We start from the raw sequence: 13,224 nt of genomic DNA, 5'->3' as shown, positions 1-13,224 counted from the left end.
GTCTGGGGCGGAGCCCCAGGGGGTCCGGGCGCAGCCCGGTACCCCTTCCAGCCCGTCCGGCGTTTGAGGACCGGGTCCGGGCAGAGCCCGGGGACACCCTCAGCCCCGCCGGCGTTTGAGGCGCGGGTCCGGGCAGCGCCCGGGGAACGGTGGAAGGGCGGGTAGGGGACTTCGCCCCGCAGGGCACCCGGGCCGCACCCGCCCACCAGACCTGCCCGCCCGAGGCGCTACGAGTGGTCCTGCGGCGGGGGAGGCCAGGCCGACGGCGTCGGGGGATGGGCGGGGTCCTCGACCGGCTCCTGGTACGGCTCCCGAGACGGCTCCCGGTACGGCTCCTGGTACGGCTCCCGAGACGGCTCCCGGTACGGCTCCCGGGACGGATCCCGGTACGGATCCGGCTCCGGGACCGGCTCCCGGCCCACCCGGTCGCGCCGCCGCGGCCGCCCACTCATCACGGCCCCCGCCAGGATGAGCAGGGCCCCCGCGCCGAAGGCATTGGCGAGGCCGTCGCCGAGGCCGCTGGCGTCACCGACCGAGAGGCTGCCCGCGGCCTGGCCCTGGCGGACCATCCACAGCACGGCGAAGCCGAGGACGACGATCCCGGAGAAGGCCATGAGCAGCCGCGAGCGCAGCACGATCGCGATCAGCGCGAGCAGGGCGGCGAAGAGGAACGGCAGCAGCAGCGAGCCCAGCAGGGCGGCCTTGTCGTCGGTGATCCCGGCGGAGCTGAACAGCTCCTCGATGCGGTAGTCGCGTCCGTGACGGCCGTCGTACCAGGCACGGAAGGGGCTCCAGACGGCGGCCGTCGCTCCGATCAGACCCAGGAGCGAGCCGAGTACGTTGCGGATCATGCCCGGCCCTCCGGGGGGAGTGGGTCTGGATCTCGATCCCGACGCTACGCCCGCCCCCGGAGTCCCGCACGTGGAGCCATGCGTGGAGCAATACGCGGAGCCCTACGAGGGGAGCGCCGGCGGGAACACCCGCACGACCGGTGCCCCGGCGAGCAGGGCCCCCGTGCGGGACAGGGCTTCCGCCAGGTGCGGGGAGGCCATGTGGGCCTCCCAGGACGCGGAGTCCGCCCACTCCTCCAGGACGACCCAGGTGCCCGGGTCGGTCGGGTCCTCGTACGCGCGGTAGGAGACGTTGCCCGGTTCGGCCCGGGTCGGCGCGACCAGGGCCAGGGCCTGGGCGCGTACCTCGTCCTCCAGACCCGGCCGGGCCCGGAGGCGGGCGATGGCGGTGATGACTCCGGCGGTGTCGGTGCCGGTGTCGGCGTCGGTGCCGGTGGCAGAAGTGGCGGCCGTGGTCTCGTCGGTCATGGCGTGTCCCCCCGGGGAGCGGCTGATCGTCGTCTTCGTGACGCGTGGCGGCCACCGTACCGCTGCGGCTTTCGCCGCCTGGTAGCGTGCCGCCGGTTGTCCAACGGGGAGGGGTACGGGCCATGGTGGTCACGGGGCGGCGGGTCAGGCTCACGGCGGTGCTGGTCGGTGTGGTGCTCGCACTGACGGGGTTCTCGTCGACGGGCGGCAGCGGCAAGAGCAAGAGCAAGAGCAGCGGGGGCGGCTGCTCCAGCTCCAAGAGCAAGACGAAGAAGAAGAGCTACGGCGGCAGCGGCGGGAGCGGCGGCGGCTCCACGGCCACGCCCACGGCCACGGCCACCGAGACCCGGCCGCTCGCGCACGCCGAGGTCGTCACCTGCGCCGGCCCGGCCGCGGCGAAGGCCACCGTGAAGGTCACCTCCGATGCGGCGTCCGGGCACACCTTCCGTGTCCCGCTGGTCTTCGAGGGCGCCTCCGGCCGGGTCGACTCCGGCTCGGTGGACCTCGTGCTGAAGGCCGGCGAGAGCCGGACGGTGGACCTGCCGATGACGAACGCGGCCAAGGCGGGCGAGGTCAAGCGCTGCACGCCGGGCCCGGTCCAGACCGTCTCGACCGCCTCCCCCACCCCGACGTCCGGCGCCGGGACTTCGGGATCCTCCGTCACGGGTGGCAGCACGGGCGGCAATACCCCGAGCAAAACGAGCAAGCCGAAGCCCCGGTCGACGAGGAAGACGCGCTGACCAGTCGGGTGAGCGGTGGTCGAGCCTGCCCGTGATCGTGAGGGGCTGGGTCCAGCCGGTCCTGCCGTCCGGCGAGTACTGGATGTCGACCTTGAGCGCGGTGGCCGGGGGACTGCGCACACCGTCCGATGGCTGTACGGGGCACCGGCAGGGCCTCCCCGTGCCCCTCCCCGTGCCCCCGCACCCCTCCCCGTCCGCCGTCACCGCACCCGCGGCTCCGGACCCGGACCGCGCCGCCCGGCGAACAGCTCCGCCTGCCGTTCGGGCGGCAGGTTCCCCAGCGCGATCAGCCCCGGAGCCTGTGCCAGCGCCTGGTGGAGCGCGGCCTGCTTCGCAGCCCACAGGGACCGTACGGTGCCCTGCACGGCCTCCGTGGGGAAGCCTGCCAGCGTTTCGGCCGCCCGCAGGGCCGCCGGGAGCAGCTCCCCGGGCTCCGCCAGCTCGGAGACCAGGCCGATCTCGTACGCCCGCCGTGCGGAGAGCCGTTCCGCGGTGCCCATGAGGGATATCCGGGCGGCCTCGCCGAAGGGCATGCGCTGCGCCATGTAGATCGCCTCGTAGGCGCTGACCATCCCGTAGCTGGTGTGCGGGTCGAAGTAGGTCGCGGAGGCGGAGGAGATGATGAACTCCGACTCGCCCAGCAGGTAGAACGCCCCGCCGCAGGCCATGCCGTTGACGGCGGCGATCACCGGCTTCCACAGGTCGTTCGCCTTCGGCCCGATGGCGACGAGCGGGTCGTCCACCGAGTACGGGGAAGACGGCTGCGGCACCTCGACGCCCCGGTCGATGCCCGTGCAGAAGGCCGCCTGCCCGGCTCCCGTCAGCACGATCGCCCGTACCTCGTCCTCGTAGCGGAACTCCCGCCACACGGCGGCCAGTTCGGCGGCCGTGGCGAGGTCGATCGCGTTGTGCTTGCGCTCCCGGTCGAGGGTGACGACCGCGACCCCGGTGGCCTTGTCCCGCTCCACCCGCAGTCCGGGGGCGCGGTCGGTCCCGGGGGTCCGGTCGGTCCCGGGGGTCCGGTCCGCTCCCGGGGTCCCGTCGGCCGTCATGACTTCTCCAGCACCCAGCGCGGCACCGCCATCCCGCCGGTCTCGGTGAAGACCACCTGGACCCGTGCGCCGATGCGCAGCCGCGCCGGGTCCACGGAGTCCAGCGGGGCGTCGGCGGAGGTGACGAGGTTCCCGACGAGGCGGATCTGCGGGGCGTCGGCCAGCTCCACGAGGATCACGTTGTACGGGGCCTGCGCGGCGTACGCGGGCAGCAGTGGCGGGTGCGGGCGTACGTAGGACCAGATCCGGCCCCGGCCGCTCATCCGGCGCCATTCGGACTCGAAGGACCGGCAGTGCGGGCAGCAGGGGCGGGGCGGGAAGCGCAGTTTCCCGCACTCGGGCGCGGCGCAGGCCTGGATGCGGAGTTCGCCTTGGGCCGCGTACTCCCAGAAGGGGGCCCCGTCCCCGTCGGGGACGGGCAGGAGCAGCTCGTCCGCGGGCGCGGGGGGCGTCCCGGGCGTGGTGGTGGTGGTCGTCGTCATCGTCTTCTTCAGCTCCTCGGGTCCTCAGGCGCGCAGCAGGATGGCGGAGGTCGGGACGCCCTCGCCGGCGGTCACCAGGCAGGTCGCGGCGTCGGGCACCTGGGCGGTGGAGATGCCGCGGAGCTGTTTGACGCCCTCGTTGATCAGGTTGAAGCCGTGCACGTAGGCCTCGCTGAGGCCGCCGCCACCGGTGTTGATGGGGAGCCGGCCGCCCATTTCCAGGGCGCCGCCCTCGGTGAACGCGGCACCCTCCCCGCGCCCGCAGAAGCCGTAGCCCTCCAGGGAAAGCGGGATCAGGGGGGTGAAGGCGTCGTAGATCTGGGCGACGTCCACGTCCTGGGGGCCGAAGTCGGCCTGCTTCCACAGGTGTCGGGCGGCGGTCCAGGCGGGGCCGGACAGCGGGTCGTCGTTCCAGTAGTTGACCATCCCGTGGTGCTGGGCGGGCAGGCCCTGGGCGACGGAGTGGACGTAGACGGGCTTCTGGCGGCAGTCGCGGGCGCGTTCGGCGCTCACGATGACGCAGGCGAGCGCGCCGTCGGTCTCCAGGCAGTTGTCGAAGAGGCAGAGCGGGTCGCTGATCATGCGGGCGGTCATGTACATCTCGCGGGTCAGCGGGCGTTCGTACATCATCGCGGCCGGGTTCTCGTTGGCCCGGTTGCGGCAGGCCATCGCGACGTTGAAGAGGTGGTCGCGGGTGGCGCCGTACTCGTGCATGTAGCGGCGGGCCAGCATGCCGATCTCGTCGGCGGGGCGCAGCAGCCCGAAGGGCCGCGTCCACTGGCCGGGGGTGGGGAGCTGGACGGCCGTGTTCTTCCACGGCCGCGGGCCCGAGCCGCGTTTGCGCGAGCGCCAGGCCACGCCGACGCTCGCCTGGCCGGTGGCGACGGCGGCGGCCAGATGGCCGACGGTGGCGCAGGAACCGCCGCCGCCGTAACCGATCTTGGAGAAGAAGGTGACGTCGCCGGCGCCGATGGCTTTGGCGACCTCCACCTCGTCGGTCTCCTCCATCGTGTAGGAGGAGAAGGCGTCGACCTCGGACGGGTCTATGCCCGCGTCGTCGAGCGCCGCGAGAATGGCCCGGCAGGCCAGTTCCTTTTCGGACTGCGGCAGTTGTTTGGCAAAGGCGGTCTGCCCGATGCCGACTATCGCCGTAGCGTCCTTGAGCGTTGCCGCCATCGCCACCTCCGGGGTGCACCAGTACTGACAGCCGCGAAGGCTACAGCTAATCTGACGGATAGTCAGCTACTGGTATCGCGGGAGGGCGGACGATGGACGAGGACGAGGGCGCGCGCGGGGCCACGGGCAGGGCGGACGGGGCGCATGGGTCGGACGGGGTGGGCAGGGCGGAGGCGGCGGGCGGGGTGGAGGCGGCGGCCACGCCCGAGGACGGCCGGGCCGATCTCGCCTGGACCAGCATCGGTGGACTCGTCCGGCACGCCGCCGCGCGCTACGCCGGCCGCGAGGCCGTCGTCGACGGACGGGTCCGGATCGACTACGCGCAGCTCGGCGAACGCGTCGAACGGGCCGCCGCCGCCTGCATCGCCGCCGGGGTCGAGCCGGGGGACCGGGTCGCCGTCTGGGCGCCCAACACCCTCGAATGGATCGTCTCCGCCCTCGGCGCCGTCTCCGCCGGAGCCGTCCTCGTCCCCCTCAACACCCGGTTCAAGGGCTCCGAAGCCGCCTACGTCCTCCAGCGCAGCCGCGCCCGGCTCCTCTTCGTCACCGGCACCTTCCTCGGTACCTCCTACGTCGCCTCCCTGCGCCGCGCCGCCGCCGAGGGCGAGGGCTCCGGGCCGCTGCCGGGCCTGCCCCACCTGGAGCAGGTCGTGGTCCTCTCCGAGGACGCCCCGGACTCGTTCCGCACCTGGAAGGAGTTCCTGACCGGCGGCGACTCCGTATCCGCCGAGGCCGTCCGGGCCCGTACGGACGCGATCCCCGCCTCCGCCCCCTCGGACATCATCTTCACCTCGGGCACCACCGGCAGCCCCAAGGGCGCCGTCATCACCCACGCCCAGTCCCTGCGCTGCTACGAGGTGTGGAGCGAGCTCGCCGGCCTGCGCGAGGGCGACCGCTACCTGATCGTGAACCCCTTCTTCCACACCTTCGGCTACAAGGCCGGGGTCATCGCCTGCCTGATGCGCGGCGCCACGATGGTCCCCCAGCCCGTCTTCAACGTGGACACCGTCCTCGCCAACATCGCCGCCGAGCGGATCTCCGTACTCCCCGGCCCGCCCACCCTGCACCAGTCCCTCCTGGACCACCCCCAGCGCGACCACCACGACCTCTCCGCCCTGCGCCTGGTCGTCACCGGCGCGGCCGTGGTCCCCCTCCAGCTCGTCGAACGGCTCCGCGGCGAACTGCACATCGGCACCGTCCTCACCGCGTACGGGCTCTCCGAGGCGAGCGGCATCGTCACCATGTGCCGCCGCGGCGACCCGGCGGAGACCATCGCCTCGACCTCCGGGCGGGCCATCCCCGGGACGGAGGTCAGGATCGTGGACGCGGACGGCGCGGCCCAGCCCACGGGCCGCCCCGGAGAGGTGTGGGTACGCGGCCACAACGTCATGCGCGGCTACTTCGAGGACCCGGCCGAGACCGCCGAGGCGATCACCCCCGAGGGCTGGCTCCGCACGGGCGACGTAGGCGTCCTCGACACCGCCGGAAACCTGCGCATCACCGACCGCATCAAGGACATGTTCATCGTCGGCGGCTTCAACGCCTACCCCGCCGAGATCGAGCAACTCCTCGGTCTGCACCCCGACATCGCCGACGTCGCCGTGGTCGGCATCCCCGACCCCCGGCTGGGCGAGGTCGGCAAGGCGTACGCGGTCCGCCGCCCCGGCGCCGTCCTCACCGCCGACGACCTGATCGCATGGTCCCGCCGCGAAATGGCCAACTACAAGGTCCCGCGCGAGGTGGAGTTCGTCACGGAACTCCCCCGCAACGCGAGCGGCAAGGTCCTCAAACGAGACCTCCGCATCCGCTGACACCGCCGACCGCCCGGGGCCCCACCGAACGGGTGGTCCCCCGCCCCGGGCTGGTCCGATCGGTCGGATCTGACGGTGGGTCGCACCGGGACGCTCCGAGCGCCACCGGAGCCGAGGCTATGCATGGGTGGCCCGACCACCCATGAGCCCCGACCTCGGGAGGCCCCGCATGCGCCCCATCCAGTCCCTACGCCCCATCAGAGCAGCCGGCCTCGGCTCGGCCACGGCCCTGCTCGCCCTGCTCGCCTGCGCCTCCACCGCATCCGCATCCGCATCCGCGGCGGACACGACCTCCCCCCACGACCACGAGGTCATCACCCTGACCGGCCGGCTCGCCGAGCAGTCACGCTTCCCCGTCCACCCCGGCGGCGCCGCCGCCCAGGGCGACCGGACGGTCTTCCGGTCGATCCTCTTCGACAAGGACGGCAACCAGGTCGGCGAGACCGGCGGCACCTGCACCACCACCCGGGTCGACAACGACGGCGCGGAGGCGTGCAACGTGACCTACAGCCTCCCGGGCGGCCAGCTCGCCGTGCAGGGAATGGTCTTCGGCCACCTGACCCCGGGTCCACCCCCCGCGTTCGACAATGCGATCACCGGCGGAACCGGCAAGTACGACCGGGCCCGCGGCTCGATCCACGCCGAAACGACCGCCCCGGGCGAGCGCCGCTTCACGATCACCCTCGAACCCTGACCCGCCGCCCCGCCCCGACCCCGCCGTTCATCCTGCGGACCGGGGGTGGCCCGTTCTCCGGCAGGGACGAAGACGGCCACGTCCCTCCGAGCTAAGTGCTGCAGCCCTTGCACTTCCCGGGAGCCGGACTACGGAACGCCAGCTCGCACTCGGTGCAGTTCACGAACGGATCGGGCGGTACGAAGGCGGGCGCGCGGGGCAGCGGAACCAGCGGTGGCGGCAACTGCGCGGCCAGCCGGTGGGCGATCAGCCCCGCCGGATTGCGCAGCCCTTCCGGCAGCCGGCCGGTCAGCGCGCTGACCAGCGCCTGCACCCCCGCCCCGCGCTCCAGCCAGGCCTCGACCCCACCCGCGAGGTACCGGATATCCCGCTCCCCGAGCAGCAGCCGCGGATCGACCCGCCGCAACCCCGCGAGCACCTCGCACGCAAGCCGCCGCCGCCCGGGATCGTCCGGCTCCCGCGGTACGGGCAGCCCACCCGAGGGCGGCGTCGCCTGGGCCTCGGACGGCTCCTCCGCCGGGCACTGCACCCCTGACTCCGGGGCCTCCGGCTCGACCGCCGACGCCGACGCCGACGCCGATGCCGGCGCGTCCGGTACGGCAGGTTCCGTCTCGGGCGGCGGCGGGTCCACGACGGAGACGGAGGGGGCCACCGGACCCGAACCCGCTCCGGGACTCACCCGACCCACATGGGCCCCGCGAGCGGCGACGCCGCGACGCGCAGCCGCCACGGTGGCGGCCCGGGGGTGGTTGTAGGACACCGTGCGGGTGGCGATCCGCCCGCCCGGCAGGCTCTCCAGGGACCGGTCCAGGTACCCGAACAGCACCAGTTCCCGTAGCCCCTTGGCGATCGAGGTCTCCCCGATCGAAAGCCGTTTGGCCAGGTCCTTGATGCCGATGGGAGTCCCGGAGGGCATCGACTGGATGAAGATCCCCAACATCCGCGCGATCACCGACATTTCGGGATGCTGGATGAGGTCGTTGCTCACGACGGTGAACCGCTCGGTGAGCCGGACGTTGGCGTGTCGAACGCCGTATGCCGCGCGCGAGGGCGAGGTAAAGTGCACCGAAGCCATGGGGAAGGTCTTGCTTCCTTATTGGTAGCCAGCGGGAAGGGCTTACTTCCTCGTTGGTCAGGCCCTCGATCGGGATTCGCAGTCCCGGCGGGGGCCGTCTCATGTCCAAGTTGTCGGGGCGAGCATATGCCAGACAACCACCCTGAAATCCACACCAGTTGGCGAATTCACCCGTGCGAGTGAGTGCCGCTCGGCGGGAGGCTGGTGGGGTCTGGAAGAGGTTCTTTCTCCAGGTTCTGAAGCCAAAAGAAGCATCGCGCCCCGCCGGGACGCGCCCGGGCGCGTCCCGGTAGCGTCGGGCTCCCGCACCAAAGTTCGAGACGGGACAGGTGGACCGCCATGATCATCACCGAAGAGGCGGAGTTCGACCCGCGGGAGATATTCGAGCTCTACGACTCGGTCGACTGGCAGGGCTACACCAGCGACCCCGAAAAGCTGTACCGCGGCCTGGCGAACTCACACCTGGTCATCACCGCCAGGGACGGGTCCGGCGCCCTCCTCGGACTGGCCCGCACGATCTCCGACGACGAGGCCGTTTGCTACGTACAGGACCTACTGGTGAACCCCAAGTACCACCGGCAAGGAATCGGCCGAGAGTTGATCGAGCACCTCAAGGCGCGCTACGCCCACTGCCGCTTCTTCCTGCTGTCCACCGACCACGAGTCGACCCCCGAAGGCCCCCGCAACCACGCCTTCTACCGCTCCCTAGGCTTCCTCTCCTACGAGGAAAAACAAATGTCGGCCTTCGGCCTCCCGAGAGCCCGCTGACCCACCTCCCGCAACTCAGCGGACAACGGGTCCGCGCCCGGCCCTCCAGTCGTCGATGCGCTTGCGGATGCTCGGCACCATCGAAAGGCCGTCCACGGCTTCCGGCGCGAACCAAGCCACCTCGAACGACTCCCGGACGGCGCAGTCCGCGAGGTCAGCCCGTGAAGGGTTCCGGGATGAAGCGGCCCCAGGCTACGAAGGCGGCCAGGAGGACGTAGGCCAGGTCTACCGCCATGTACGCGGGCTCGTGGCGGCGGTAGCGGGTGAGGGTGGCGCCCAGCATGAGGAGGGTCAGGCCGACTGCGGCCAGGGGGACCAGGATCGGGGCGGTGTCCAGGACGGCCGGGAGGATCAGGGCTGTCGCGGCCAGCATCTCCACGGCGCCGATGGACTTCACCGCGCCGGGGCCGAAGTCCTCGACCCACTTCGCGCTGGCGCCGCTGGCGGCGATCTTCTCCTTCGGGGTGAACACCTTGAAGGCGCCGCCGAGCAGGTAGGCGACGGCGAGCAGTCCGGTGACGATCCACAGCGCGATGTTCATGGGAGTAGTCGGTCCTTGTGGGGAGGGGAGGGGCCGGGCGCGTGGGGTCAGTGCTGGAGGCTGCCGGGCTGGTAGTCGCCCGCCGGGGTCTGGACCATGACGTTGCCGCGGTTGAAGGCGTTGATGAGCGCGATCTGGGTCACCAGGGCGGCGAGTTGCTCGTCGTTGAAGTACTTGGCGGCGTTCGCCCAGACCTCATCGCTGACCCCGCCGGCCGCGTCCGCGATGCGGGTGGCCTCCTCGGTCAGGAGCAGGGCCGCGCGCTCGGCGTCGGTGTACACGGTGGCCTCGCGCCAGGCCGCGACCAGGTGGAGGCGTACCGCGGTCTCGCCCGCTGCCGCCGCGTCCTTGGTGTGCATGTCGATGCATCCGGCGCAGCCGTTGATCTGGCTGGCGCGGAGCATGACCAGTTCGCGGGTCGAGGCCGGCAGGGTCGACTCCCCGAGCGCCTTGCTCGCGGCGATGATGTGCTTCCACGCCTTGACGGCGACCGGGTCGGCGAAGAGGTTCAGGCGAGCGGTCATGGCGGATTCCTTTTCCGTTGTGGGGTGTTCGGTGGGTGGTCTTCCTTGTGCTCCCTCTAAGACACGGCACCCCTGTGGGCTGTGACAGGTGGTGGATGTGACCCCGGTCACTGGGTCTGTTCATGATCAATGAGCCGGAGGTCCTCCGATAACCTGCCGGACGGCGCGCAGCGAATCGGGGGAGGGTTTCGTGCAGGAGTCACAGGAGTCACGGGAGTCACAGGAAGCGGCGGACGTGGCGGATGCGGTGGCGTACCGGCCGCTGCTGTTCTCCATCGCCTACGGGATGACCGGGTCGGTGGGTGACGCGGAGGACATCGTCCAGGACGCGTTCCTCGGGCTCACCAAGGCCCATCGGGCCGGGATCGAGATCGCCGCTCCGAAGGCGTACCTGACCACGTCGGTGACCCGGCTCGGGATCAACCACCTGGGCTCGGCCCGGGTGCGGCGGGAGACATACGTGGGGGAGTGGCTGCCCGAGCCCGTCGTCGTGTCCGGCGAACGGCCGGGGCCGGCCGAGCACGCCGAGCTGGCCGACTCCCTGTCGATGGCGTTCCTCGTCCTGCTGGAGGCCCTGTCGCCGGTGGAGCGCGCCGTGTTCATGCTGCGCGAGGTGTTCGGGTACGGGTACCCGGAGGTGGCCCGGGCCACCGGCAAGTCCGAGGCGAACTGCCGCCAGATCTTCGCCCGGGCCAGGAAGCACATCGCCGCGGGCGGTCCGCCGGCCCCCGCCCGGCGGGCGGAGGGCGAGGAGCTGGCCCGTACGTTCTTCGAGGCCGCGGCCGGCGGCGAGCTGGACACCCTGCTCGACATGCTCGCGCCAGACGTCGTCTTCCACGGGGACGGCGGCGGCAAGGCGCGGGCCGTCGCGCAGTCGGTGGCCGACCGGCAGCGCGTCGGACAGCTGCTCATCGGCGGGCTCCGCCGGCTCCGCTCGCTCGGCGCCTCGCTGCGCCCGGTCCTGGTCAACGGCATGCCGGGCGCGATGATCGTCGACGCCGAGGGGCGGGTCGCCAGCGTGGTAGAGCTCGACATCGCCGACGGTGTGGTCCGGGCGGTCCACACCGTGTCCAACCCCGACAAGCTGGGCCACCTCGGCCCGGTCTCCGACATCGGCCGCCTGCCGGGGAAGGCGGAGGAGGAGGGGGCGGAGTAAGGGCTCAGGCCGCCCTGCGGGCCAGGACCAGGCGCCAGCTCGGTGTTCCGTCCGGGCGGCGGCCGAAGTGGTCCAGGGGGAGCGTCTCCACCGTGAAGCCGGCCGCGCGGAGGTCCGTGCGTACGCCGCCCAGCGGGAAGGTGCGGTAGTACATGACGAACGGCGGGCGCCAGAGGGCATTGCGCACGCGCATCGCCGCGTCGAAGCCGGCCAGGGCCCACCAGGCCGGGCGGCTCGGCGGGATCGGAGCGCCGATCGGGAAGGCGAACACCCCGCCGGGGCGCAGCGCCGCATGGACCCCGGAGAAGACCGCGGGGCGCTCGTCCGGGAGGAAGTGGCCGAAGGCGCCGAAGCTGACGGCCAGGTCGTACGAGTCCCCGAGCGCGGCGGGCAGGGAGCGTGCGTCGGCCCGTAGGAGGTCCACCCGCTCCTCGGGGTGGGCGAGCCCGGCCTCGGCGAGCATGCCCGAGCTCAGGTCCACCCCGGTCACCCGCCCCCGGCACAGCCGGCGCAGCATGCCGAGGCCCGCGCCCGTACCGCAGCACACGTCGAGTCCGGTGCCGAAGGGGCCCTCGTGGCGGGCGAGCGTCTCCTCGACCGCGTCGAGCATCCGGTCGGGGGTGCGGAAGGGGGTCTGGTCGAACTTCGGGGCCAGCAGGTCGTAGCCCCGCTCGATGGAGGACATGGCCTGGACGGCCAGTTCGCGGAAGGTCGGGCCCTGGGAGGTGAACACACGGTCAGCCTAGTCAGCGCGGATGCGGGCGGCCCGCATTTCAGGCCCTTCGGCCCCGGGCAAAACGGGCATCCCGTGGCGTAAGGTGAATCGATACGTTTTGCCAACCCTTGGGGATTCCGTGGCCAAAGCCATACGAAGTGAGGTGCCGGGTCAGAACGTGGGCCAGGGCATGGTCCACGGCGTCGGCCACGGCACGGGCCTGGGCGTCGGCCACGGAACGGGCTTGGGCGTCGGCCATGGCACGGGCCCGGGCGTGGCCCCATGCGCGGCCCAGGGCATGGAGCGGAGCTCCACGAACGGCAGTGCCCTGGAGAAGACCCTGCGGATCACGGAGGCGCTGACCGCGTTCGGCGGCCCGCACCGGCTCGCGGAGCTGTCGGCCGCCGCCGGGGTCCCCAAGTCCAGCACCTACCGGATCCTCGTCTCCCTCGTCGAGCAGGGCTACGCCGTCACCGACGGCGAGGGCAGCTACGGGGTGGGCCTGCGGCTGCGCTCCCTGGCCGCCGAGATCTCCGCCGAACGGCCCGAGGGCATCGTCGAGTTGCTCGAATTCCTCCAGAAGTGCACCGGCCAGGCCGTCCACCTGGCCCTGCGCAGCGGCAACGCGCTCACGTACATCCGCAAGATCGAGGGCTCCCGCTCCCACCGGACCTCCTCGCGCGTCGGCATGCGCGTCCCCCTGCACGCCACCGCGATCGGCAAGGCCGTCCTCGCGCACCTGCCGCCCGAGGAGACCGAGGGCATCCTGCGCGCCACCGGGATGCCCGCCCTGACCCGGCAGACCCTCACCGACCGGGAGGGGTTCGCGGCCGCCCTGCGGACGGTGCGGGAGCGCGGCTACGCCGTCGACGACGAGGAGCACGAGCCCTCGGTCCGCTGCCTGGGCGCGCCGGTCTTCGACCGGGAGGGCGTGCCGGTGGGCGGGGTCAGCCTGACCGCCTCCGCCTTCCTGAGCACGCGGGCGGAGCTGGAGAGGTTCTCGCCGGCGCTGCTGGAAGCGGCGCGGGGCGTACAGCGGCTGCTCCAGCTCGGCGGCTGAGCGGCCCCGGCGTCTGCCGTCCCGGCGTCTGCCGTCCCGCCGTCCGCCCGCTCCTCGCCGCCCTCGCGCGCACGCGCACGTACGGCGGCCGCGGTGGTCCCCCTCCTTGCC

At 72.4% G+C, this 13,224-nt stretch carries 15 protein-coding genes; 6 read left to right on the top strand and 9 right to left on the bottom strand.

The genetic code is table 11. The features are described from left to right. Nucleotides 1–227 precede the first annotated feature (227 nt). Together ACFWNV_RS36470 and ACFWNV_RS36465 are read right to left on the bottom strand one after the other, a co-directional pair. Nucleotides 228–851: a hypothetical protein gene (locus tag ACFWNV_RS36470; RefSeq protein ID WP_383955568.1), complete on the bottom strand. Its 624-nt coding sequence runs from the start codon at nucleotides 849–851 to the stop codon at nucleotides 228–230. Between the two features lie 102 nt (nucleotides 852–953). After that, nucleotides 954–1,319 carry a putative quinol monooxygenase gene (locus ACFWNV_RS36465; RefSeq protein WP_383955565.1) on the bottom strand — a complete coding sequence of 122 codons (366 nt, stop codon included), beginning with the start codon at nucleotides 1,317–1,319 and terminating at the stop codon, nucleotides 954–956. 122 nt (nucleotides 1,320–1,441) lie between these two features. Between ACFWNV_RS36465 and ACFWNV_RS36460 the strand changes: the two genes are divergently transcribed. Continuing rightward, nucleotides 1,442–2,059, top strand: a complete 618-nt coding sequence (locus ACFWNV_RS36460) for a hypothetical protein (RefSeq protein ID WP_383955562.1) — start codon at nucleotides 1,442–1,444, stop codon at nucleotides 2,057–2,059. 200 nt (nucleotides 2,060–2,259) lie between these two features. On the opposite strand, the gene ACFWNV_RS36455 is transcribed toward ACFWNV_RS36460, so the two are convergent. From ACFWNV_RS36455 to ACFWNV_RS36445, 3 genes are read right to left on the bottom strand one after another with little or no spacing between them, the layout of a single operon-like run. After that, nucleotides 2,260–3,111, bottom strand: coding sequence for an enoyl-CoA hydratase/isomerase family protein (locus ACFWNV_RS36455; RefSeq protein WP_383955559.1), 852 nt, complete (start codon nucleotides 3,109–3,111; stop codon nucleotides 2,260–2,262). Next, a complete protein-coding gene (locus ACFWNV_RS36450; protein WP_383955556.1) occupies nucleotides 3,108–3,593 on the bottom strand; it encodes a Zn-ribbon domain-containing OB-fold protein in 486 nt (161 codons plus the stop codon). The genes ACFWNV_RS36455 and ACFWNV_RS36450 overlap by 4 nt, the downstream gene beginning before the upstream one ends. A 24-nt stretch (nucleotides 3,594–3,617) precedes the next feature. Further along, a complete protein-coding gene (locus ACFWNV_RS36445; protein WP_383955553.1) occupies nucleotides 3,618–4,769 on the bottom strand; it encodes a lipid-transfer protein in 1,152 nt (383 codons plus the stop codon). A gap of 92 nt (nucleotides 4,770–4,861) precedes the next feature. Here ACFWNV_RS36445 and ACFWNV_RS36440 point away from each other — a divergent pair, with 92 nt between their 5' ends. Continuing rightward, nucleotides 4,862–6,580: a FadD3 family acyl-CoA ligase gene (locus ACFWNV_RS36440; RefSeq protein ID WP_383955550.1), complete on the top strand. Its 1,719-nt coding sequence runs from the start codon at nucleotides 4,862–4,864 to the stop codon at nucleotides 6,578–6,580. 169 nt (nucleotides 6,581–6,749) lie between these two features. Then, entirely contained in the window at nucleotides 6,750–7,274 is a 525-nt protein-coding gene (locus ACFWNV_RS36435; RefSeq protein WP_383955547.1) for a hypothetical protein, read from the top strand. Nucleotides 7,275–7,365: 91 nt separating this feature from the next. Here ACFWNV_RS36435 and ACFWNV_RS36430 read toward each other — a convergent pair whose 3' ends face one another. Further along, nucleotides 7,366–8,349 carry a hypothetical protein gene (locus ACFWNV_RS36430; RefSeq protein WP_383955545.1) on the bottom strand — a complete coding sequence of 328 codons (984 nt, stop codon included), beginning with the start codon at nucleotides 8,347–8,349 and terminating at the stop codon, nucleotides 7,366–7,368. Nucleotides 8,350–8,688: 339 nt separating this feature from the next. Here ACFWNV_RS36430 and ACFWNV_RS36425 point away from each other — a divergent pair, with 339 nt between their 5' ends. Further along, the gene (locus ACFWNV_RS36425; protein WP_383955542.1) at nucleotides 8,689–9,117 is read left to right on the top strand and encodes a GNAT family N-acetyltransferase; all 429 of its coding nucleotides are present in this window, start codon (nucleotides 8,689–8,691) and stop codon (nucleotides 9,115–9,117) included. A gap of 154 nt (nucleotides 9,118–9,271) precedes the next feature. Here the strand turns inward: ACFWNV_RS36425 and ACFWNV_RS36420 are convergent, their stop codons facing one another. Continuing rightward, nucleotides 9,272–9,658: a DoxX family protein gene (locus tag ACFWNV_RS36420; protein ID WP_383955540.1), complete on the bottom strand. Its 387-nt coding sequence runs from the start codon at nucleotides 9,656–9,658 to the stop codon at nucleotides 9,272–9,274. Between the two features lie 47 nt (nucleotides 9,659–9,705). Beyond that, nucleotides 9,706–10,182, bottom strand: coding sequence for a carboxymuconolactone decarboxylase family protein (locus ACFWNV_RS36415; protein WP_383955537.1), 477 nt, complete (start codon nucleotides 10,180–10,182; stop codon nucleotides 9,706–9,708). A 190-nt stretch (nucleotides 10,183–10,372) separates the two neighbouring features. On the opposite strand from ACFWNV_RS36415, the gene ACFWNV_RS36410 reads away from it, so the two are divergent. Continuing rightward, nucleotides 10,373–11,338 (top strand): RNA polymerase sigma-70 factor, encoded by a 966-nt coding sequence (locus ACFWNV_RS36410; RefSeq protein WP_383955534.1) that lies wholly within the window; start codon nucleotides 10,373–10,375, stop codon nucleotides 11,336–11,338. Between the two features lie 4 nt (nucleotides 11,339–11,342). On the opposite strand, the gene ACFWNV_RS36405 is transcribed toward ACFWNV_RS36410, so the two are convergent. Beyond that, nucleotides 11,343–12,071, bottom strand: coding sequence for a class I SAM-dependent methyltransferase (locus ACFWNV_RS36405; RefSeq protein WP_383955531.1), 729 nt, complete (start codon nucleotides 12,069–12,071; stop codon nucleotides 11,343–11,345). A gap of 145 nt (nucleotides 12,072–12,216) precedes the next feature. On the opposite strand from ACFWNV_RS36405, the gene ACFWNV_RS36400 reads away from it, so the two are divergent. Then, nucleotides 12,217–13,113 carry an IclR family transcriptional regulator C-terminal domain-containing protein gene (locus ACFWNV_RS36400; protein WP_383955528.1) on the top strand — a complete coding sequence of 299 codons (897 nt, stop codon included), beginning with the start codon at nucleotides 12,217–12,219 and terminating at the stop codon, nucleotides 13,111–13,113. Nucleotides 13,114–13,224 lie beyond the last annotated feature (111 nt).

This window comes from Streptomyces sp. NPDC058401 (genome assembly GCF_042722885.1).
Classification (GTDB): domain Bacteria; phylum Actinomycetota; class Actinomycetes; order Streptomycetales; family Streptomycetaceae; genus Streptomyces.
The sequence above is the reverse complement of the archived record's forward strand: the minus strand, read 5'-3'. Positions and strand labels throughout refer to the sequence as shown.

Excerpts from the sequence above, each read along its gene's own strand:
- ACFWNV_RS36435 (WP_383955547.1), top strand. The coding sequence starts at position 6,750 with ATGCGCCCCATCCAGTCCCTACGCCCCATCAGAGCAGCCGGCCTCGGC.
- ACFWNV_RS36450 (WP_383955556.1), bottom strand. The coding sequence starts at position 3,593 with ATGACGACGACCACCACCACCACGCCCGGGACGCCCCCCGCGCCCGCG.
- ACFWNV_RS36415 (WP_383955537.1), bottom strand. The coding sequence starts at position 10,182 with ATGACCGCTCGCCTGAACCTCTTCGCCGACCCGGTCGCCGTCAAGGCG.
- ACFWNV_RS36465 (WP_383955565.1), bottom strand. The coding sequence starts at position 1,319 with ATGACCGACGAGACCACGGCCGCCACTTCTGCCACCGGCACCGACGCC.
- ACFWNV_RS36455 (WP_383955559.1), bottom strand. The coding sequence starts at position 3,111 with ATGACGGCCGACGGGACCCCGGGAGCGGACCGGACCCCCGGGACCGAC.
- ACFWNV_RS36420 (WP_383955540.1), bottom strand. The coding sequence starts at position 9,658 with ATGAACATCGCGCTGTGGATCGTCACCGGACTGCTCGCCGTCGCCTAC.
- ACFWNV_RS36440 (WP_383955550.1), top strand. The coding sequence starts at position 4,862 with ATGGACGAGGACGAGGGCGCGCGCGGGGCCACGGGCAGGGCGGACGGG.
- ACFWNV_RS36460 (WP_383955562.1), top strand. The coding sequence starts at position 1,442 with ATGGTGGTCACGGGGCGGCGGGTCAGGCTCACGGCGGTGCTGGTCGGT.
- ACFWNV_RS36445 (WP_383955553.1), bottom strand. The coding sequence starts at position 4,769 with ATGGCGGCAACGCTCAAGGACGCTACGGCGATAGTCGGCATCGGGCAG.
- ACFWNV_RS36425 (WP_383955542.1), top strand. The coding sequence starts at position 8,689 with ATGATCATCACCGAAGAGGCGGAGTTCGACCCGCGGGAGATATTCGAG.
- ACFWNV_RS36470 (WP_383955568.1), bottom strand. The coding sequence starts at position 851 with ATGATCCGCAACGTACTCGGCTCGCTCCTGGGTCTGATCGGAGCGACG.
- ACFWNV_RS36430 (WP_383955545.1), bottom strand. The coding sequence starts at position 8,349 with ATGGCTTCGGTGCACTTTACCTCGCCCTCGCGCGCGGCATACGGCGTT.